Origin of the sequence: Shewanella sp. SG44-6, assembly GCF_014164185.1 — a bacterium.
In the GTDB taxonomy this organism is placed as follows: domain Bacteria; phylum Pseudomonadota; class Gammaproteobacteria; order Enterobacterales; family Shewanellaceae; genus Shewanella; species Shewanella vesiculosa.
In genome coordinates this window covers 1-20,488 of record NZ_JACJER010000015.1, presented here as the reverse complement: position 1 = coordinate 20,488, position 20,488 = coordinate 1, and the positions used below count along the sequence as shown (strand labels likewise).

The following is a 20,488-nucleotide window of genomic DNA, read 5'->3' as shown; positions in this document are numbered from 1 at the left end:
CTTACAAGCACGTTTATTCCAACACAATTTCTCAGGTTCAGCATGACTACAAGGTATATCTTCGTTACTGGTGGCGTTGTTTCATCACTAGGTAAAGGCATTGCAGCGGCTTCGCTCGCAGCAATTTTAGAGGCGCGTGGCCTCAATGTAACCATTATGAAACTTGACCCCTATATTAACGTCGATCCGGGTACCATGAGCCCGACTCAGCACGGTGAAGTATTCGTGACTGAAGATGGCGCTGAAACCGATCTTGACTTAGGTCATTACGAGCGTTTTATTCGCACTAAAATGAATCGTCGTAATAACTTTACCACTGGGCGTATTTACGAAGAAGTGATTAGTAAAGAACGCCGTGGTGATTATTTAGGCGCAACCATTCAGGTTATTCCTCACATTACTAACGCGATTAAAGAAAAAGTGTTAGCCGGTGGAGAAGGCCATGATGTGGCGATTGTGGAAATCGGTGGCACGGTAGGTGATATCGAATCATTACCTTTCCTTGAGTCTATTCGTCAATTAGGTGCAGAGCTAGGACGTGAACGCACTCTATTTATGCATTTAACCTTAGTGCCATTCTTAGGCGCTGCGGGTGAAATTAAAACTAAGCCTACGCAACACTCTGTTAAAGAGTTACGTTCTATTGGTATTGCTCCAGATGTGTTGGTTTGCCGTGGCGACCGTGCTATTCCTGCGAATGAAAAAGCCAAAATTTCGTTATTCTGTAACGTTGAAGAACGTGCAGTTATTTCGTTAAAAGACGTTGATAGCATCTATAAAATCCCAGCGCTATTGCGTTCACAAGGATTAGATGACTTGGTCATCAAACGTTTTAATTTAGAATGTAACGAAGCTGATTTGTCTGAGTGGGAAAATGTTATTTATCAAGAAGCCAATCCAAATGGTGAAGTGACTATTGGTATGGTTGGTAAATATATTGAATTACCTGACGCTTACAAGTCGGTTAACGAAGCCTTGAAACATGCGGGCTTGAAAAAACGCGTAACAGTGAACATTAAGTACATTGATTCACAAACTGTTGAAGCTAAAGGCGAAGAAGTATTACAAGGTCTGGACGGTATTTTAGTCCCAGGCGGCTTCGGTGAACGGGGTGTTGAAGGTAAGATTTTTGCTGCCAAATTTGCCCGTGAAAACAACCTACCTTATTTTGGTATTTGTTTAGGTATGCAAGTGGCATTAATTGAATTTGCTCGTCATGTGGCAGGTTTAGAAGGTGCACATTCAACTGAATTTAACTCGCAAACACCTCATCCAGTAGTGGGATTAATTACCGAGTGGATTAACGAAGAAGGTGATGTTGAAACGCGCCATGAGTCTTCTGATTTAGGTGGCACTATGCGTTTAGGCGCTCAGCTATGTCATTTGAAACAAGGAACTAAAGCCGCTGAATCCTACAAGGCTACAACTTGCGTTGAGCGTCATCGTCACCGTTACGAAGTCAACAACAACTATATTGAGCGTCTTGAAAAGGCCGGTTTAGTGTTTAGTGGTTTATCATCTGATCGTAAATTGATTGAGATGATCGAGCTACCAAATCATCCATGGTTTGTGGCAAGTCAATTCCATCCGGAATTCACTTCAACCCCACGCGACGGTCATGCATTATTTGAAGGGTTTATTGCCGCTTCTTATGCGTATCAAAAACGCGATATCGCTTAATGAACTAGCCGCTAATGCATGCATTAGCGGCTTTTTTATGCAGGATACTTGCGTTAGATCAAATAATAGCCTCAATCTTGTATCACAGTAGTCAAAACTAAGTTGATGCAAAGTCTAATTCGATTTATCCTAAGTGATATTCGAATTTAAATTACAAAACTGAAAGTTATATACCAATAAGTCTGCTGTTTTTAGTGTTGTATGTATTTTTATTGGTATTAACTTTTTATTTCTTTTAATTTTTTAATTTACTTACACAAAGTACGAGGGAATTATGGCTAACATTATTAAAGTGATTGGTCGCGAGATTATGGATTCTCGTGGTAACCCAACGGTTGAAGCAGAAGTGCATTTAGAAGGCGGTTTTATCGGTATGGCTGCAGCGCCATCTGGCGCATCGACCGGTAGTCGCGAAGCTTTAGAACTTCGTGACGGCGACAAAGCGCGTTACCTAGGTAAAGGTGTTCTTAAGGCTGTTGCCGCTGTTAATGGCCCAATCGCAGAAGCGTTAAAAGGCAAAGATGCATTGGCTCAAGCTGAACTTGACCAAATCATGATTGACTTGGATGGAACAGAGAACAAAGCAAAATTTGGCGCGAACGCGATTTTAGCAGTGTCTCTTGCTGTTGCTAAAGCGGCTGCTGCGGCTAAACACGTACCTTTATATGCTCACATTGCTGACTTAAACGGTACTCCAGGTGTTTACTCTATGCCTCTTCCAATGATGAACATCATCAATGGTGGCGAGCATGCTGATAACAGCGTTGATATCCAAGAGTTTATGATCCAGCCTGTTGGCGCTAAGACGTTCCGTGAAGGCTTACGTATGGGCGCTGAAGTATTCCACAGCCTAGCTAAAGTATTAAAAGCTGACGGTCACTCAACTGCTGTTGGTGATGAAGGTGGGTTTGCGCCTAACCTAGCCTCTAACGAAGCGGCTCTAGCGGCAATCAAAGTTGCTGTTGCGAACGCCGGATATGAGTTAGGTAAAGACATCACCTTAGCGATGGATTGTGCTGCATCTGAGTTTTATGACAAAGAAGCAAACATCTACGATCTTAAAGGTGAAGGTAAGAAATTTACTTCTGAAGAATTTAACTTCTTCTTACAAGGTTTGACGCAACGTTACCCAATCGTTTCTATCGAAGACGGTCTTGATGAGTCTGACTGGGATGGTTTTGCTCACCAAACTAAACTAATGGGCGATAAAATCCAATTAGTAGGTGATGATCTATTCGTAACCAATACCAAAATTCTTAAGCGTGGTATCGATAATGGTATTGCTAACTCTATCCTGATTAAATTCAACCAAATCGGTACATTAACTGAAACTTTGGCTGCAATTAAAATGGCTAAAGATGCAGGCTTTACGGTTGTTATCTCTCACCGTAGCGGTGAGACAGAAGATTCAACGATTGCTGATTTAGCTGTTGGTACCGCGGCAGGTCAAATCAAAACCGGTTCGCTAAGCCGTAGTGACCGTGTTGCTAAATACAACCAATTGCTGCGTATTGAAGAAGCTTTAGGTTCAAAAGCACCGTATAACGGTCTTAAAGAAGTCAAAGGCCAAGCATAATATTTTTGCTTTAGCTTAAAAAGGTCACCACTTGGTGGCCTTTTTTGTTGTACTATAACAGTCATATTTTCTAGGGGTTACTTCGACATAACTTAATATTATGAAACAACTAATATTTTTATTGATTTGTTTATTATCACTTTTACAGTACCGGCTTTGGCAGGGCGATAACAACTTTTCAGAATATGTCGTCTTGCAAACGCAAATCGCGGCGCAAGAACAAAGTAATGACAAGCTTGTTGCTCGAAATCAAATCCTTAAAGAAGAAATTATTGATTTAAAAAGTGGCACAGAAGCCATTGAAGAACGTGCCCGTAACGAGTTAGGTATGGTTAAAGAAGGCGAGACGTTTTATCGAGTTGTAGGCAGTGAGCTGCGTGAACGCAACCAATTTAATCGTTAACCTTACGTGGTACTGCAGGTATAACCCTCAATCATATTACTTTCAATCTTGGTACTGCTAATATGCGCAACAATCCTCGTTCTATTATCGCTATTGTACCTGCTGCAGGTATTGGTAGCCGCATGGGTGCTGACAAACCTAAGCAATATTTAATGCTTGGTCAACAAAGTATTCTCGCTCATACATTAGATACATTATTCGCTCACCCTGAAATAGAACAAGTCATTGTTGCATTGCATCCACAAGATCATTATTTCAGCCAATTACCGCAATCTCAGCATCCTAAGTTAATCCAAGTTGTGGGTGGTGGAGAGCGTGCCGACTCAGTTTTAGCCGCATTAGACTATGTTTATAGTCATCATCCAGACGCGTGGGCGCTAGTCCATGATGCCGCCAGGCCTTGTGTTACCCTAACCGATATCAGTCGATTAATTGAGTCGGTAGACATTTATCCTCAAGGCGCTATTTTGGCGGCACCGGTTCGTGACACCATGAAGCGCAGTGATGCCAGTGGTCATATTGTTAATACTGTCGATCGCACCTTGTTATGGCATGCGCTCACCCCACAATTTTTCCCAGCATCAATTTTACGCCGCCATTTATCAGCAGCATTAGCGGCGCAGGCCCCTATTACAGATGAAGCCAGTGCTATGGAATGGGCTGGTGTTATGCCGGGGTTGGTCAGTGGTCGGGTGGATAATATTAAAGTGACTCATCCAGATGATTTACAATTGGCAGTTTTGTTTATGTCACAACAATAAATTTAACAGATTTAGCTCGAGTCGTTAATATCACCTGATAGTCAGCTAACGTAAGGTTTTGAAATGAATATTCGTATCGGTCATGGTTTTGATGTACACAAATTTGGCGGTGACAGCCCGCTTATTTTAGGCGGGGTGACGGTGCCTTATGAAAGTGGGCTGATAGCTCATTCTGATGGTGATGTCGTTCTGCATGCTATTAGCGATGCCATATTAGGTGCGATGGCATTAGGCGACATAGGTAAACATTTTCCTGATACCGATGCTAATTTTGCTGGTGCAGATAGCCGAGAGTTATTGAAACATTGCTATCAACTTGCACTGCAAAAGCAGTTTGTTTTAGGTAACCTCGATGTGACTATTATTGCGCAAGCACCTAAAATGGCGCCTCATATTGAAGCGATACGTCAGTGTTTAAGTGTCGATTTACAAACCGATATCGATAATATTAATGTAAAAGCGACGACCACCGAAAAACTTGGTTTTACTGGGCGTAAAGAAGGCATTGCCGTTGAAGCTGTTGTGTTGATGAAGAGCCAATAACCTAAAAATATATAGAGAGTTCTGTCACATGAAAGAATTACATTACCTATTTGGTAAACCAATAAGCCAAGCTGATTTACGTACCCATAACAGTGATTTTATTGTCCAAGAAATTTTGCCTTTTACGCCAACTGGCGAAGGTGAACATCATATGCTCCACGTGCGCAAAAATGGCATGAATACGGTTTATGTTGCTGAGATATTAGCTAAATTTGCTAAGGTTCATCCAAAAGAAGTGACTTATGCTGGCCAAAAAGACAAAAATGCCATTACTGAACAATGGTTCGGGATCCGCATTCCTGGTAAAGAAACACCAGAGTGGGCTCAGCTAAATGATGAAAAGCTAACGATTTTATCGAGTAGCCGTCATAGCAAAAAACTGCGTATAGGCGCATTACTTGGCAACCGGTTTGTGCTGACATTACGAAATATTACTGATGCTACCGATGTTGACATGCGTTTACAGCAGATTGCTAAACTGGGTGTGCCTAATTATTTTGGTGAACAACGTTTTGGCCATGATGGTAAAAACCTTATCTTAGGCCGACAAATGCTCAGTGGTGGTCGAAATATAAAAGATCGTCACAAACGCAGCATGTATTTATCGGCTGTGCGTTCCAATATATTTAACCAAGTGGTGTCATTTCGCCTCGCCAATCATCATATCGAGACATTAACAGGCGATTGTGTGATGTTAGCCGGCAGTAAAAGCTATTTTACTGTGGAAGCTTGGGATGACGTTCTGACAACTCGTTTAGCAGAAAAAGATATTCAACTTGCAGCACCATTGTGGGGCAGGGGAACACCATTAGCACAAGGTGATGCATTAGCAGTAGAAATGATGCCGTTAGCCGAATTTTCAGCTGATCTTCAGGGCCTCGAAGAAGCGGGTTTGTCACAAGAAAGACGGCCTTTATTGCTTGAACCTCAAGGAATGAAATGGCAATTTGACGCCGATACGCTAACACTTGAATTTATATTACCAGCAGGGAGTTATGCTACATCAGTGCTTCGTGAACTGGTTGATTATCAAGATGTCCAAGAGTCACAGCGAAAAGTGATGGTTGCAGATCAACAAGCTAAAACAAATGAAGAGTGTTAATGAATGATTAATATTTTAGTCAGTAATGATGATGGTGTTAATGCACCCGGTATTATTGCGTTAAGCCAGGCACTGAGTGAGTTTGCGCAAGTATTAACGGTTGCACCTGATCGTAATTGCTCGGGAGCAAGTAACTCATTAACCTTGACTAATCCATTAAGAATTAATAACTTAGATAACGGCTGTATTTCTGTTAACGGCACACCCACAGACTGTGTCCATCTTGCGATTAGACAGCTTTGTGATGTCGAGCCCGATATTGTGGTTTCAGGTATTAATGCCGGAGCGAATATGGGCGATGATACCTTATATTCTGGTACTGTTGCAGCAGCCATGGAAGGGCGTTTTTTAGGTTTACCCGCTATTGCTATATCACTGGCTGGTAAATCACTCGTTCACTATGATACCGCTGCAATTTATGCCGTGAAAATCGTAAAAGGTTTATTGTCTCACCCAATTAGCCGCGATCAAATTTTAAATGTTAATGTTCCTGATTTGCCTTTAACACAAATTAAAGGGATTAAAGTCACCCGTCTGGGGGCCAGGCATAAAGCTGAAGGTATGATAAAAACCCAAGATCCAGCGGGTAAAGATATATACTGGCTCGGGCCAGTTGGCAGTGAACAAGATGCGGGTGATGGAACTGATTTTGGTGCAGTCGCAGCAGGTTATGTTTCGATAACTCCGCTAACCGTTGACTTAACAGCATACAATCAACTTGATGGATTAGCCGATTGGATAATAAAAATATGACCCGGGTAGCGTCAACATCAGCACTTAATTTGGCCAAAAAGTTGGCGGAGGCAGGAATTAAAGATCCTGCAGTATTGCATGCTGTCGCGACTACACCACGAGAGATGTTTCTTGATGGTGCGCTAGCTCATAAAGCCTATGAAAATACCGCGTTACCTATAGGGCAGGGACAAACTATTTCACAGCCTTATATCGTTGCTCGAATGACAGAGCTGTTAATGCAGCACCAACCTCAAAAAGTGCTCGAAGTTGGTACAGGATCAGGATATCAAGCTGCCGTTTTAGCGTCATTAATTCCTGAGCTCTGTACTATTGAGCGAATAAAGGCATTGCAAATACAAGCTCGGCAACGTTTAAAGCGTCTCGATTTACATAATGTGTCATTTAAATACGGTGACGGTTGGCAAGGTTGGCCAAATCGCGGTCCATTTGATGGCATTATGGTGACTGCTGCTGCGGCAACAGTGCCTCAAGCCTTGCTTGAACAATTAGCTGAACATGGAGTTTTAATTATTCCTGTTGGAGAAGACATCCAACAATTACTCAAAATTACCCGTATTGGACAGTCATTCCAATCTGAGATTATCGAGGCGGTTAAATTTGTGCCGCTTATTAACGGAGATTTGGCGTAGTCAATTCGACACAGTTGAGTTTTGGTTAGTGAACCTGATGTTCGTTTGGAATAAGCTTGTTTTAGCTTAACAATCATGTATTTTTCTCTGTAAGGATTTTGTTTGATGAATACCGGTTGGCCAAACTTTATGGTCTTAGCAATTATGCTCACAGGATGCAGCTTTCAAGCAGATCGTCCTGCGCCGGTTGACAGTTTATCATCAAAAAATCATGGACCTCGTTACCATAAAGGGTCATTAAAAACCGATAAATACAAAGTACAGCAAGGCGACACCCTTTATTCAATCGCTTGGGGAGCTGGACGCCATTTTGCCGAAGTTGCTCGCTTGAACCATTTATCGGCTCCTTATACTATATATCCTGGCCAAATACTTCATTTAGCGGCCAAAAGTCATCGTCCAACGCCAACTGTTCGTACCCCTCAAACTCAGGTTGCTTCTGTTCAAACTCAAGCCATTAATAAGCCATATATTGCCAGTTCAATTGGTTCAAAATCAGAAACAATAAAGTCAGTAGTCACTTCAAAGCCAGGCACAGCAGCTGTTTCAAGCAGAACGAAAAAAGAGCTTGATCACAAAGTCAAGCCTGCGTATTCTGTAACAACTACCCAACAAACAATTAACCAAAATACAAGTGGTTCTGTCGCAAATTTACCACAACAAGTTCAATTATGGCATTGGCCAGTTAGAGGTCTGATAATCGGGTATTTTTCGGCTTCAGAACAAGGCAATCAAGGTATTAAGATTGCAGGTAATCGCGGTGATATTATTAAAGCCGCTGCAGATGGGAAAGTCGTGTATGCAGGTAATGCACTGCGCGGATATGGCAATTTAGTGATTATCAAACACAATGATGATTTTTTAAGTGCTTATGCGCATGCTGACACGATAGTGGTTAAGGAAAGGCAATATGTGACGGCAGGTCAAACAGTTGCAAAAATGGGCAGTACTGGGACTAATCAAGTTATGCTTCACTTTGAAGTGCGCTTTCATGGTAAGTCTGTCAACCCATTACGATATCTACCTAAACAGTAATTGTTTAGCAACATAAATAACGGAGGATAAGCGAGTGCAGTAGATTAAATAACATAAATTAGGTTTGGGAGAGCAATTATGAGCCGCAAAAATAATACTGCTTCAGCAGAATGTCTTGTCGATCTAGCTAAACAACCACCAGAAGTTGCAACCGATGATGCTAATTTGGTGCAACAACTCGATATTGAAGAAAAAGTCCAAGATGACTTACAGAAAAATTTAGACGCCACTCAATTATATTTAGGTGAAATAGGTTTTTCCCCGCTACTAACAGCAGAGGAAGAAGTATTTTTTTCACGTAAAGCCCTCAAAGGCTGCGAAAAATCTCGCAACCGCATGATAGAAAGTAATCTTCGTCTTGTCGTTAAAATTTCCAGAAGATATAACAACCGCGGATTAGCGTTGCTCGATCTTATTGAAGAAGGCAATTTAGGTTTAATTAGAGCGGTGGAAAAGTTCGACCCAGAGCGTGGTTTCCGTTTTTCTACTTACGCGACATGGTGGATCAGACAAACAATTGAACGGGCAATTATGAATCAAACCCGCACCATTCGCCTGCCTATCCATATAGTTAAAGAATTAAATGTTTACTTACGCACTGCAAGACAGCTGGCGCAAAAACTTGACCACGAACCGACTGCAGAAGAAATTGCAGAAAAGTTAGATGTGTCGACGGGTGATGTCAGTCGCATGTTGAAACTAAATGAACGAATTACTTCTGTCGACACACCACTGAGCGGCGATAATGAGAAGGCTTTATTAGATGTTATTGCTGATGACGATTCAGTAGGCCCGGATTATCGGGTGCAAAATGAAGACTTATCGAATTCGATAGTTGGATGGTTAAATGAGCTTAATACTAAACAACGTGAAGTACTGGCGAGACGCTTTGGTTTGCTTGGATATGAACCTTCAACGTTAGAGAATGTTGGTGCTGAAATTGGTTTAACACGTGAACGTGTGCGTCAAATTCAAGTGGAAGCGCTTAAACGTTTAAAAGATTTATTGGGCGCTCAAGGGCTTTCTGTTGAAGCATTATTCAGAGACTAATGGACAGTGAACGTTTACTGTCATAACTAAGTTACTGGTGATTAATTAATTTAACTTGAATCATTTGTGATAGCTAAATTTTGGATAACGTTAACTTAAGCTATTGTTGATATGCGGGTAAAGCCTATATGAGAGATTACTTTTTGCTCATGTGTTTAGGTTTATCCCGACAATCAATACCAACGTGATTGATGTGATTGTGATCGATTGATCACTATTCGATATGACAATTTAAGCTCAGTTCAGCAACTTGTTAGAAAGACAATCCTATTGTCTATAGCCTATTTTATGCCTGTCTCACTCCCTCGGTACGTTTATCCTTTTGATGCAGTATATTGCTAAGAGCTAATTAATAGTGGGTTTGCGTCAGTTAATCGTAAATATCAAATGGAAGTCTCTGCAGACTTCCACTGTTGTTATCGTCGCGAAAAATCACTAGCACTATTTGTTAGCTCACGTTGTTTAAGCGCTTCCATTCATATAAATAATCTAATGCCTGTTTAGGGGTCAAATCATCAGGGTTAATTAGTCCTAATTTTTCCAGTACTGCTGATGGCTCTGGCACTGGCGGTAATAAATTCATACTCACTTGAGCCTGATTATGTTGTGGTGAACTCATATCCCTATTTTCAAGTTGATGTAGCTTTTGTTTTGCCGCCTTAATGACCGCAGCGGGAACCCCGGCTAGCGCAGCGACTTGTAAGCCATAACTTTTACTTGCCGCACCTTCTTGCACTGAATGCATAAAGGCAATGGTGTCATCGTGTTCTATTGCATCTAGGTGCACATTCATTACTGATGGTAACAGCTCTGGCAGTTGGGTGAGTTCAAAATAATGAGTGGCAAATAATGTCAGTGCACTAACATTTTTCGCGAGATATTCTGCAGCAGACTATGCCAGCGATAGACCATCATAGGTTGAAGTACCGCGGCCTATCTCATCCATTAACACTAAACTGTTTGCGGTCGCATTATGCAAAATATTAGCCGTTTCGGTCATTTCAACCATAAAGGTGGAGCGACCAGATGCTAAATCGTCTGATGCGCCAATACGGGTGAATATCCGATCGATTTCACCAATTTGAGCTGAGTCAGCAGGAACAAAACAGCCTATGTGTGCCATTAATGTAATCAGTGCCACTTGACGCATATAGGTTGATTTACCGCCCATATTAGGGCCAGTTACAATAAGCATTTGCCGTTTAGGTGTTAATACCACAGGGTTAGCAATAAATGCCGCTTGACTGACGCGCTCTACCACAGGATGGCGTCCAGCATTGATATGAATACCAATATCCTGCGTCATTTGTGGACATTGATAATTAAGGGTTTCTGAACGCTCGGCAAAATTACTTAATATATCTAATTCAGCTGCTGCGCTGGCAAACTGTTGTAACTCTTGCAATTTAGGTAGCAATAAGTCAAAGAGCTGTTCCCACAGTTGTTTTTCAAGTGCGAGCGCTTTGCCCTGGCTTGAGAGCACCTTTTCTTCGTATTCTTTTAATTCTGGAGTGATATAACGTTCGGTGCCTTTAAGGGTTTGGCGACGTTGATAACTCAGTGGCACTCTATCAGCTTGTAAACGGCTGACTTCAATGTAGTAACCATGGACGCGGTTATAACCTACTTTTAAAGTGTTAATTCCAGTTTGCTGTTTCTCGCGAGCTTCAAGTTCGACTAAATAATCACTTGCGCCTTCACTTAACTTACGCCATTCGTCTAATTCATTGTTGTAGCCCGTTCGGATTACGCCACCGTCACGAATTAATACTGGCGGATTATCAACAATTGCGCGTGCTAATAAATCGTGTTGTTCTGGAAACTCACCCAATAATTGAATTAAAGCTGTCAATCTTGGTTGTTGGCATACGGTTAATGTTTGTTGAATTTCAGGTAGCAGTGCTAGCGCTTGCTTTAAACGTGAAAAATCACGAGGTCTGGCGCTACGCAGTGCCAAACGAGCCATAATACGTTCAATATCGCCTAAAACCTTCAGCTGCTCATGTAGGGGTTGATATATATCTTGCTCAATCAACTCGCTTACGGCGTTATGGCGATATTGAATCGTTTGTCTATTTCGAAGTGGCTCATGGATCCAGCGTTGTAACATGCGACTGCCCATAGGCGTGGCAGTATTATCGAGTACCCACGACAGGGTATTTTCACGCCCACCAGACAAGTTTTGCGTTAATTCTAAGTTACGTCGCGTCGCGGCATCTAAAATAATGGATTCAGATTGGTTAAAACGCACAATCGAATTAATGTGTGGCAGTGCCATCTTTTGCGTATCTTTGACATACTGCATTAAACAACCAGCAGCTTGTAATGCTAAGCGTGCATCACTAATACCAAAGCCATGTAAATCTTTGGTACCAAATTGACCAAGCAGTAAATTTACGCAAGTATCATAATCAAACTCCCACTCTGGACGGCGACGAATACCTTTCATATTATTGATTAATAACATGTCAGTAAAATCTTCACTGTAGAGCAACTCGGCAGGATTAGTACGTTGTAATTCAGCTTCTAGGGCTTCACGAGTGGGTAATTCAGCAACCACAAAACGACCTGATGAAATATCTAAGGTAGCGTATCCAAAACCGTTTTTACCTTGATAAAGCGCCGCCAGTAAATTGTCGTGTTTTTCTTGAAGTAAAGCCTCATCCGTTAAGGTACCTGGAGTCACAATGCGTACGACTTGGCGCTCAACTGGGCCTTTTGATGTCGCAGGATCACCAATTTGCTCACAAATGGCTACAGACTGGCCGATATTGACTAGTTTAGCTAAATAGCCTTCTACAGCATGATAGGGGATTCCAGCCATTGGGATAGGATCGCCGCCGCTTTTTCCGCGAGCAGTAAGTGAAATCCCCAGCATTTCAGAAGCGCGCTTAGCATCATCGTAAAACAACTCATAAAAATCACCCATTCGGTAAAACAATAACATATCAGGATGGGCCGCTTTTAAGCCTAAATACTGACGCATCATCGGGGTGTGTTTTTCTAAATCGCTGGTATCAATCACTGTCATTATGAACACTTCACTATTAATCAATCTTAGGACGTAAATCTTATGAGGCTAATCTTAACAATATTTGCCCCTAGGGTATAAATAGATTCAAACAAAAAAGTATATGGAGATAAAATATTGATGTAAAAAGGCAATTCGCTAAGGTTTAAAAAAAATTGCCCTCAGCACTTGATACTGTATGACTATACAGTATACTGATGAACATAATGAAATGGTTTACATCATTTCACCTAAGTCAAAATAGCATTTTACTAAACGTATTGAATGCCTTAAGAGGGTTTTATAATGAAGGTTGATCCAAACAAAGAGAAAGCGCTAGCCGCCGTATTAAGCCAAATTGAAAAGCAGTTTGGTAAAGGCTCAATTATGAAGTTGGGCGAAGATCGCACAATGGATGTTGAAACTATCTCTACCGGTTCGCTTTCATTGGACATCGCACTTGGTGCGGGTGGTTTACCAATGGGACGTATCGTTGAGATTTATCAAAGCCAAACTTTAAGTGGTTCACCTAGATTAAACCCCTCTTTAATCGCTGCCTAGAACAAGTTAGACGCAAAGAACCGGTTCATAGCGTTCCCAATATACTAATTTGATATGAGCTGTATATATTAACAAGTGGTGATGATGAATAAATATTCACTTCAAGCCAAAAAATATGCAAGGGTTATAACATGTCTAAAACAGATGAAAATAAACAAAAAGCACTTGCCGCAGTGTTAAGTCAAATTGAAAAGCAATTCGGTAAAGGTTCGATCATGAAGTTGGGCGAAGACCGCACAATGGATGTTGAAACTATCTCTACCGGCTCACTTTCATTAGACGTCGCGTTAGGTGCAGGCGGACTCCCCTTAGGTCGAATAGTGGAGGTCTATGGGCCTGAAAGTAGTGGCAAAACTACTTTGACATTGGAAGTTATTGCTGCTGCGCAACGAGAAGGTAAGATCTGTGCCTTTATTGATGCAGAACATGCTTTGGACCCTATTTATGCAAAAAAGCTTGGTGTAGATATTGATAACCTATTATGTTCACAGCCAGATACTGGTGAGCAAGCATTAGAAATTTGTGACGCTTTAACTCGCTCAGGTGCTGTAGACGTTATTGTTGTCGATTCTGTTGCTGCGTTAACACCAAAAGCTGAAATTGAAGGTGAAATTGGTGATTCGCATATGGGCTTAGCGGCTCGTATGATGAGCCAAGCAATGCGTAAGCTGGCTGGTAACTTGAAGCAGTCAAATACTTTACTTATTTTTATTAACCAAATTCGTATGAAAATTGGTGTCATGTTTGGTAACCCAGAAACGACCACTGGTGGTAATGCGCTTAAGTTTTACGCTTCAGTTCGTCTTGATATTCGCCGTACAGGTGCGATTAAAGAAGGTGATGAAGTTGTCGGTAACGAAACTCGGGTGAAAGTGGTTAAAAACAAAATTGCCGCACCATTTAAGCAAGCTGAATTCCAAATTCTTTATGGTCAAGGTATTAATCGTACGGGGGAATTAGTCGATTTAGGTGTTGCACATAAATTGGTTGATAAAGCGGGTGCTTGGTACAGCTACAAAGGTGACAAAATTGGTCAAGGCCGTGCTAACGCGGGTAAATACTTACTTGAACATCCTGAAGTGGCAAAAGAAATTGATACGACATTACGTGCGATGCTATTAAGTTCAAAAACACCAGCTAGCTCATCTGCTAGTGATGAAAATATTGATTTAGAAACTGGTGAAGTTTTCTAATTTAAGACTGGACGTGGTATAAAAGGGGCTAACAATTAGCTCCTTTTTCAGTTAATGACAGAGCAAAAGTAATTTGAACCGAAACCGCTCTAAAAAATCAAGAAAGTTTTCTGAAATAAAGGAGTTAAAATCCTTAGATAAGTCATTCTTGCGATGTTTTGATGAGTCATTTAAAGAGTATGTATCAAAAACACTGAACACTACTATAACAGGTGATAGTGCTATCTATGGCAGATTATACACTTTCTTAACCTTCCTAGTGAGTAAAAACTCCCAATCTACGATTAGCCTTATTAGGAAGTTAAATCGTGTTGGTCATGCAGAAGTTGCTCATCTAGATTGGCAGTTCGCCTTAGATGCATATAGAGAACACGTAATAAAAACTTATGGCAAAGGTACTAATGCCCATAATTATCTTTCAATCCTCTCATCTTTCCTCAAACACTCCGCGTCTAATGGTATTTGGCCTCACGGCCTTAGGATTAAAGGTTTAAAATTACCTCCCAGACTAGCCCGTTCTATGGTCACCAATAATCTTGCTAGACCTAAGGAAGGGATACCTGAAGTCGAAAGCGTAATTAATGAGTTAGGTTTAGATAGTGATAATAATCAAATAAGATCAATGCTATCCAGCGTTATGAGCGCAACAGGGGTAAAAATTAAGTCGACTGATGATTTGATTAGAGCCACCTGTTTTTTTTTAAATGACAATCTAAAACTTATTAGAATAAACGCAGAAAAGCGGCTTCGTACGATTATTGCAAAGCATTTACTTGCCATCCGCTCAGCGAATAAAAAGCAAAATATTGAGATAGCCGCCAAGATTCATGAATTATTGCTCTATCGTGAAGAGCTAGTCTCATCTGGAGTTGGCTCAAGATTAAAGTTTCAGGAAATAAACTTATTAATTGAAAGTTACGGTATTGATGGCCTATCGGCTTATATATATCACTATCAAGAAGGAATCGTTCCTCGGGATTCCGTTGAGAAAAAAGAACCACGAAGATACCATAATCGTAAGCTTTATAGTTATTTAAGCCGACGATGCCGAGTTATGGGAGGTAATTTAATCATTGATATTAACAACCATTTTAATCTTCATTCAGAAGCACAAATTTTAGCTCAATGTATTTTGTATATTGATACTTCAAATAATGAGTCTAGTATTCGCTACCTAAACAGTGATTGTTTAGTTGAAAATGAGGATGTGTATCATTTAATTGATAATAAAAACCGTGCGAATATGTCAAAGAGACGGATAGGGCTAACAAAAGCTGATCCGAATGAGGAGCGTATTGATGTACTAGTGTTTGAAGGTTGCGAACGATTGAGGCTAGGTGTCCCTAAAGTCATAAGGTATCTCCAGTCCGCAACAAGCCGCTACAGGAATATGGCGAAAGATCACAATAAAAATCGTTTATTCTTAACTTTGTACAAGAATCAAAACAAAAATAATAGTGGTTACTTTCCTGCCCCTTTAAGTGCTGGAGCAAGTTCAACGTCTTTTCCCAAAGTCATAGCTGAATTGACTCATGGTGCCGTTCAGGTACCCCCAAGCATGATGAGGCAAAGCAGTATGCAATTAACGGCCCTATTAACTAAAGATCCTCTTAGGGTTATGAAGCAAGGTAGGCATACTAATATGTCCTCAACCTCAGCTTACTTGAAGCACTTGGCATTGAACTTCAACAATGAACTTGATATCCGTAAGTTTCAAAATTCACTAGAGGCTCTAGTAACTATGCAGATTGATGAGTTTGTTGATTTTGCCGGTATTGATCGTAGTGACTACCTTGCTAGTGTTGAAGGGGCCAAGAAAATCTTAAATAGTCAGTTCGGTGGGGTGTATTGTACGGATCCAATCGACGGGCCGTATACAAAAAAAGGCCAAGCTTGTAATAAGGTTGAGTTTTGCCCTACCTGTACCAATAGGCGACCAGTGCTTGTTGCCAGCAAGCACTCTATATTGAATACTTTATTGTGGAATGCTGCATTAGAGTATGCCTTCGATCAACTTAGTGAAGCAGAGATGAAGAAGTGGCATTTATGGAAGGTATTTAATAATTACGCAATCGATGCATACAGGCGTAACCAAGATGTTCGCTTCGAATTATCTGGTGCGGAGACGCTTTTTAATCTGCAGAAAGACGAAAACCCTTATTTGAAGGTCTTCAACTTGTGAGAGTGAACAAAATCGCGTTAAAGAAGCTTGAAGTGGTGATTGACCTTAGCAATATCGAAGCTCCTGTTTGTGACAAACTTTTAAGTCCATTTAGTGACAATAAATGGATATTGTTACTAAATGGAGAAAAAGATGAAATTGATTTTGAGCTAGTATTAGATTGTAAATTATTACTTGTTGACGAGCCTGAATTACTTAAGACCGTAAAATGGCTAGTGCTGTTATCTGTTGTTGACTCTAGAGCCACTAATCAGGCATTGGATAGTCACCAGTCAATCAAGAAGTATTTAGCTAAACTAATGTATTTCATTCGATTTTTGAGATGGCAGCAAGATATACGTAATCCTAAAAATGCGACATCAGAAATGGTTCGTGATTTTGCTCAGAACTTGTACCTAACTACAGCTCATAACTTAGGGTTTACAGAAAGATTCCAGGCGCATGTAAATATTTCTAGCGGTGACCTATCCAGATATGTCAAGAAGAGTCTCTATCCAGAAGTGAGACAACAGACCCTTTTTAATATTGAGCATTTAATGTTTGACCTTGGCATTCCAACCAATAGTTGGAGTAATTTCAGAGAGTTGGCTGATATTTCGGATAGTTTGCGAGATGATTATAACTCGAAAGGTTTCAGAAATCAGGTGAATTCAGGCAAAAAAAAATCAGTATACGCCTTAAATACAACGGGGACGGTTGTTAAGCAAATCTCTGCGCTAAATAGAACACTACGGCTTGCTACTCGCTACCCTGATCTGCTTCCTATGATGCCTTCGGATATTCCTCCCATATCGAACTGTGAAATCAGATCAATTAACAAAAAGGCTAGTTCAAATGGTAAAACAAAAGATGTTCCCTTTTTTATTATGAAAAAGGCAGTAGAGCGTTCTATTGAGTTTATTCTACATTACGGCAAGCCATTGTTAGAAAAACGCGATGACGCACTAGAGAAGTTTGCTAAGTTAGCGTCTTTTAAACCTCACTATAATACAGCTGACTTAGCTAAGGAATACTTTCGAAAGAACACTATTACAGTTGAAGGTTATAAAGATTCATTTCCTCCAGTTCTGTTCACTAATTTCGATAGAACCACAGCAAAGACGTCTAGTGAAGCGGATCGTAACAAGTGGTCGGAAGTGGCTAAGCTACGTGCTAGTGGCTGGACATTAAAACAGATTGCAGATGAATATAAAACATACAAAAGCACCATTAGTAATTGGATACAAAAGCATAATGAATCACATGATAAACAAGCGAGAAACTATGGTTTAGCAACTTTTTTATACCGCCATTTGATGGTGGCTATTGAAATGGTTCTTTGCTTTTTTACTGCTCGTCGAAGCTCTGAAATTATGTCTTTAAAAGCGGGGTGTATTAGTACGACGGAGTCTGGCCATTGGATTGATATGTATGTGGCGAAAACATACCAAGTTAATGACCAGTTTCCCGCAACTAATTTAATGAAAATATGCATTGAGTTGCTTGAAGAAATTAGTCGTCCTGCCCGAGAAATAACTGGTGATGATAACCTGTGGCAATATAAAAATATGACCAACGATAATGTATCGCAGTATTGGTTCAAGGAGAATCGGACTGAATATTTTGCGTTTATAGGTATAAAAGATGATTATCTTTGGCAGTTTAGTGAGCATCAATTTCGCCGATTCTTCGCCGGTGTTTTTGTAAACCATTTTGGCGGAAGTGTTGATTCACTAAGGTATCATCTTCGGCACACTGATATTGCGATGACATTCGAATATCTTAATTCTACTAGTGAAGATGCAACCCAGGAGGCCTTTACTCGTATAGCGATGATTGATGTGCTAGAAGAGCACAACAGGCAGAGTGGCTTATTTGATTCTGCATCTGATATCGGTGAGAAATTTAATGAATGTGCAAAAAGTATCACATCAATTACTGAAAACCGTGTCAGGATGGCGTATGAGCAATTTATCAAGGAGGATGATATTGTCTTCGAAATGATCGAGGAAGGTCTTTGTGTGGGAAATACAAGTTGCAGAAAAAGCAAGTCTAAGTGTATCTCCGGCAATGAAATGGCGCACACTTTATCTGCCAATCGTGAGCAGTGTCATGGATGCCCAAACAAACTACCTTTAGCTAACTGGAACTATAAAAACTTGGAAGAACAGTGTCTACTAAATCCTGAAGACTCGGTTATATTTAATGCCGTCCTGGCTAATAGGTAACGAGAATGGCCAACACAGAAGCCGCCAATAGAGCTAACTTGGAAGCAATTCAAGCTAAAATAGATAACAAAATTGATGTTATCAGAAGTGTCATCCAAAAAGACGATGAACTTAAAACGTTTCTTGAAGAGCTTGCTGATAAAAATGGAAAGGTTAGCGTTAATTGGTTTTGTACTTTGAATTGTCAAAAGCGAAATCTACAGTCCTTTAGCAAGTCATCTAAAACTTATAGAATGAATGCTAATAACATACACGATCAAGTTGATTCTCTTAAAAAAGCTATTAGGGTACTTAATAAGTCCCCAGAAAGGGATAAAATTGATTATGAAGCGCTTTATCGCGAGATGCTATTTCGCAATGCCGCATTAACTGAGGATTTACTTAATCAACATGAGCTTATACTTCAGCGAGAAGAAGATTTTAGGCGAAATAATGCCTTAATTACCGATCTCAGGGAACGGATTGCCAAGGGTGAATGCGAAAATAGAGAACTGATGGCAAAGATGAAAAATTATCAAGTAAAAATTATAGCTCAGATTAAATAGTAGAGGTAAGTTTGAGATTTTTTTTACATACTCCCAGCCAGCAGTATATTGACAAAGGTAGCAATGGTTTACTTGTGGGTTTTCCGAATGGGCACGTTTATTGGTCTGCGACCGAATTTTTAATGAGTCGAGCCAAAACAGTATCGAAGGATACCAATTATTGCAATGCGTTATACCTTGTCAAATTTTTCAACTATTTATTTCGAATTACAGCCCTGAACGAAAAAAGCGAAAGTAAGTCCTTTGAAAGAAAAATTAATGCAGTGACTTCAAACGACTTAGATAAATATTTTGAGTTTCTTCAGCAGGGCAAAGATAAAATTCAGGTGGACTCAGCAAACCAAAACTTAAGTGCAGTAGTAGGTTTTTTCTGGTGGTTGCAGATTAACTCCAAAACAGATGTTAAATATTTATGTGGCTGGGCTGATACAGAAAGAGGCATTCCTGTTCATCAAATTAAAGTTTTACCAGGTGAAGGGGAGAGAGAATGCCGTAGTCCTTATAGAAAACGTGTAGCCTCATCAGGCGGGCCTCTGTTTGTACCAACTCGAAATCATATCAACCTTCTTTCTGAACTGGTCCTTCAACGTGCTAGTCAAGCAGCACCTAAAAATAGTGATGACATGGAATACATGTATCGTATTCGTAATCTACTCGTTTTTGATTGGATGTCGCAAGCCGGTCTCCGCAGTGAGGAGACACGATTACTACAATGTGAAACCATTGAGCAGGCGTTAGATCAAGCTAAGGCGGAAGCAGATGGCTTGCAAAAACAGTTGGCTATTCTCAAGGGAGTTGAATACGAACCTAAAACGATTAACAAAATGTTCAATGTTCTGGTAAAGCATGGAGCTAAAAATGATAAACAGCGTATGGTGCAGGTGACTCCTGATCTGCTTGAAAGAACACTCAGTTATATATCCTTCGAACGCAAAATGATTTTGAAAAAGGGACATTGCAAGGATAGTGGAGAGGTGTTTGTAACAACGGCCAATAAGCGCAAGAATAGCTCTGCAAGGATGTCAGATACTTATATATCATCTATTGTAACCTTTGAGCTCTCTGTGAATGATACAAAGAAAAGAGTGATGGGGGGAAAGATAAGCAAGTCAATTAAAATCACCCCTCACGCTTTACGTCGATATGCAATAACAAGCTATGGTTGTTTATTGTTAGAGATTGAGCAGCGAAGGAGTCGCGCGATCGGTAGGTTGTCTGATACTGATTACGACAATATGTTAAATAAGTTAAAACG

At 40.4% G+C, this 20,488-nt stretch carries 15 protein-coding genes and 2 pseudogenes; 16 read left to right on the top strand and 1 reads right to left on the bottom strand.

All coding sequences use genetic code 11. The annotated features are described in order from the left end of the window. The first annotated feature begins 42 nt into the window (after window positions 1–42). From H5185_RS04610 to rpoS, 10 genes are all read left to right on the top strand, one after another. Window positions 43–1,680, top strand: a complete 1,638-nt coding sequence (locus tag H5185_RS04610; protein ID WP_182741475.1) for a CTP synthase — start codon at window positions 43–45, stop codon at window positions 1,678–1,680. Window positions 1,681–1,954: 274 nt separating this feature from the next. Further along, window positions 1,955–3,256 (top strand): phosphopyruvate hydratase, encoded by a 1,302-nt coding sequence (gene eno, locus H5185_RS04605; RefSeq protein ID WP_124017583.1) that lies wholly within the window; start codon window positions 1,955–1,957, stop codon window positions 3,254–3,256. Window positions 3,257–3,356: 100 nt separating this feature from the next. After that, window positions 3,357–3,659 (top strand): cell division protein FtsB, encoded by a 303-nt coding sequence (gene ftsB / locus H5185_RS04600; protein WP_124017582.1) that lies wholly within the window; start codon window positions 3,357–3,359, stop codon window positions 3,657–3,659. Window positions 3,660–3,721: 62 nt separating this feature from the next. Next, window positions 3,722–4,420 (top strand): 2-C-methyl-D-erythritol 4-phosphate cytidylyltransferase, encoded by a 699-nt coding sequence (ispD, locus tag H5185_RS04595; protein ID WP_182697899.1) that lies wholly within the window; start codon window positions 3,722–3,724, stop codon window positions 4,418–4,420. Window positions 4,421–4,483: 63 nt separating this feature from the next. Beyond that, window positions 4,484–4,963 carry a 2-C-methyl-D-erythritol 2,4-cyclodiphosphate synthase gene (gene ispF / locus H5185_RS04590; protein WP_124017580.1) on the top strand — a complete coding sequence of 160 codons (480 nt, stop codon included), beginning with the start codon at window positions 4,484–4,486 and terminating at the stop codon, window positions 4,961–4,963. Window positions 4,964–4,991: 28 nt separating this feature from the next. Beyond that, window positions 4,992–6,065, top strand: coding sequence for a tRNA pseudouridine(13) synthase TruD (gene truD, locus H5185_RS04585; protein WP_124017579.1), 1,074 nt, complete (start codon window positions 4,992–4,994; stop codon window positions 6,063–6,065). A gap of 3 nt (window positions 6,066–6,068) precedes the next feature. Then, window positions 6,069–6,818, top strand: coding sequence for a 5'/3'-nucleotidase SurE (surE, locus tag H5185_RS04580; RefSeq protein ID WP_124017578.1), 750 nt, complete (start codon window positions 6,069–6,071; stop codon window positions 6,816–6,818). After that, the gene (locus tag H5185_RS04575; protein ID WP_124017670.1) at window positions 6,815–7,450 is read left to right on the top strand and encodes a protein-L-isoaspartate(D-aspartate) O-methyltransferase; all 636 of its coding nucleotides are present in this window, start codon (window positions 6,815–6,817) and stop codon (window positions 7,448–7,450) included. Before surE ends, H5185_RS04575 begins: the two co-directional genes overlap by 4 nt. Before the next feature lie 102 nt (window positions 7,451–7,552). After that, the gene (locus tag H5185_RS04570; protein WP_404948443.1) at window positions 7,553–8,485 is read left to right on the top strand and encodes a peptidoglycan DD-metalloendopeptidase family protein; all 933 of its coding nucleotides are present in this window, start codon (window positions 7,553–7,555) and stop codon (window positions 8,483–8,485) included. 78 nt (window positions 8,486–8,563) lie between these two features. After that, window positions 8,564–9,535, top strand: coding sequence for an RNA polymerase sigma factor RpoS (gene rpoS / locus H5185_RS04565; RefSeq protein ID WP_124017576.1), 972 nt, complete (start codon window positions 8,564–8,566; stop codon window positions 9,533–9,535). Between the two features lie 448 nt (window positions 9,536–9,983). Here the strand turns inward: rpoS and mutS are convergent. Further along, window positions 9,984–12,566, bottom strand: a pseudogene (gene mutS, locus H5185_RS04560) (DNA mismatch repair protein MutS). A gap of 285 nt (window positions 12,567–12,851) precedes the next feature. Between mutS and H5185_RS04555 the strand changes: the two are divergent. The 6 genes and pseudogenes from H5185_RS04555 to H5185_RS04530 form a co-directional block, all read left to right on the top strand. Next, window positions 12,852–13,103, top strand: a pseudogene (locus H5185_RS04555) (DNA recombination/repair protein RecA); the annotation flags it as partial. Between the two features lie 134 nt (window positions 13,104–13,237). After that, entirely contained in the window at window positions 13,238–14,299 is a 1,062-nt protein-coding gene (gene recA, locus H5185_RS04550) for a recombinase RecA (RefSeq protein ID WP_182741473.1), read from the top strand. A gap of 73 nt (window positions 14,300–14,372) precedes the next feature. Beyond that, a complete protein-coding gene (locus H5185_RS04545) occupies window positions 14,373–16,481 on the top strand; it encodes a hypothetical protein (RefSeq protein ID WP_182741472.1) in 2,109 nt (702 codons plus the stop codon). Next, window positions 16,478–18,688, top strand: coding sequence for a helix-turn-helix domain-containing protein (locus H5185_RS23265; protein WP_182741471.1), 2,211 nt, complete (start codon window positions 16,478–16,480; stop codon window positions 18,686–18,688). The genes H5185_RS04545 and H5185_RS23265 overlap by 4 nt, the downstream gene beginning before the upstream one ends. 5 nt (window positions 18,689–18,693) lie before the next feature. Next, complete coding sequence (locus H5185_RS04535; RefSeq protein WP_182741470.1) at window positions 18,694–19,233, top strand: hypothetical protein; 540 nt, start codon at window positions 18,694–18,696, stop codon at window positions 19,231–19,233. Between the two features lie 11 nt (window positions 19,234–19,244). Continuing rightward, on the top strand, window positions 19,245–20,488 hold a 1,244-nt coding region (locus H5185_RS04530), incomplete at its 3' end, for a site-specific integrase (RefSeq protein WP_182741469.1).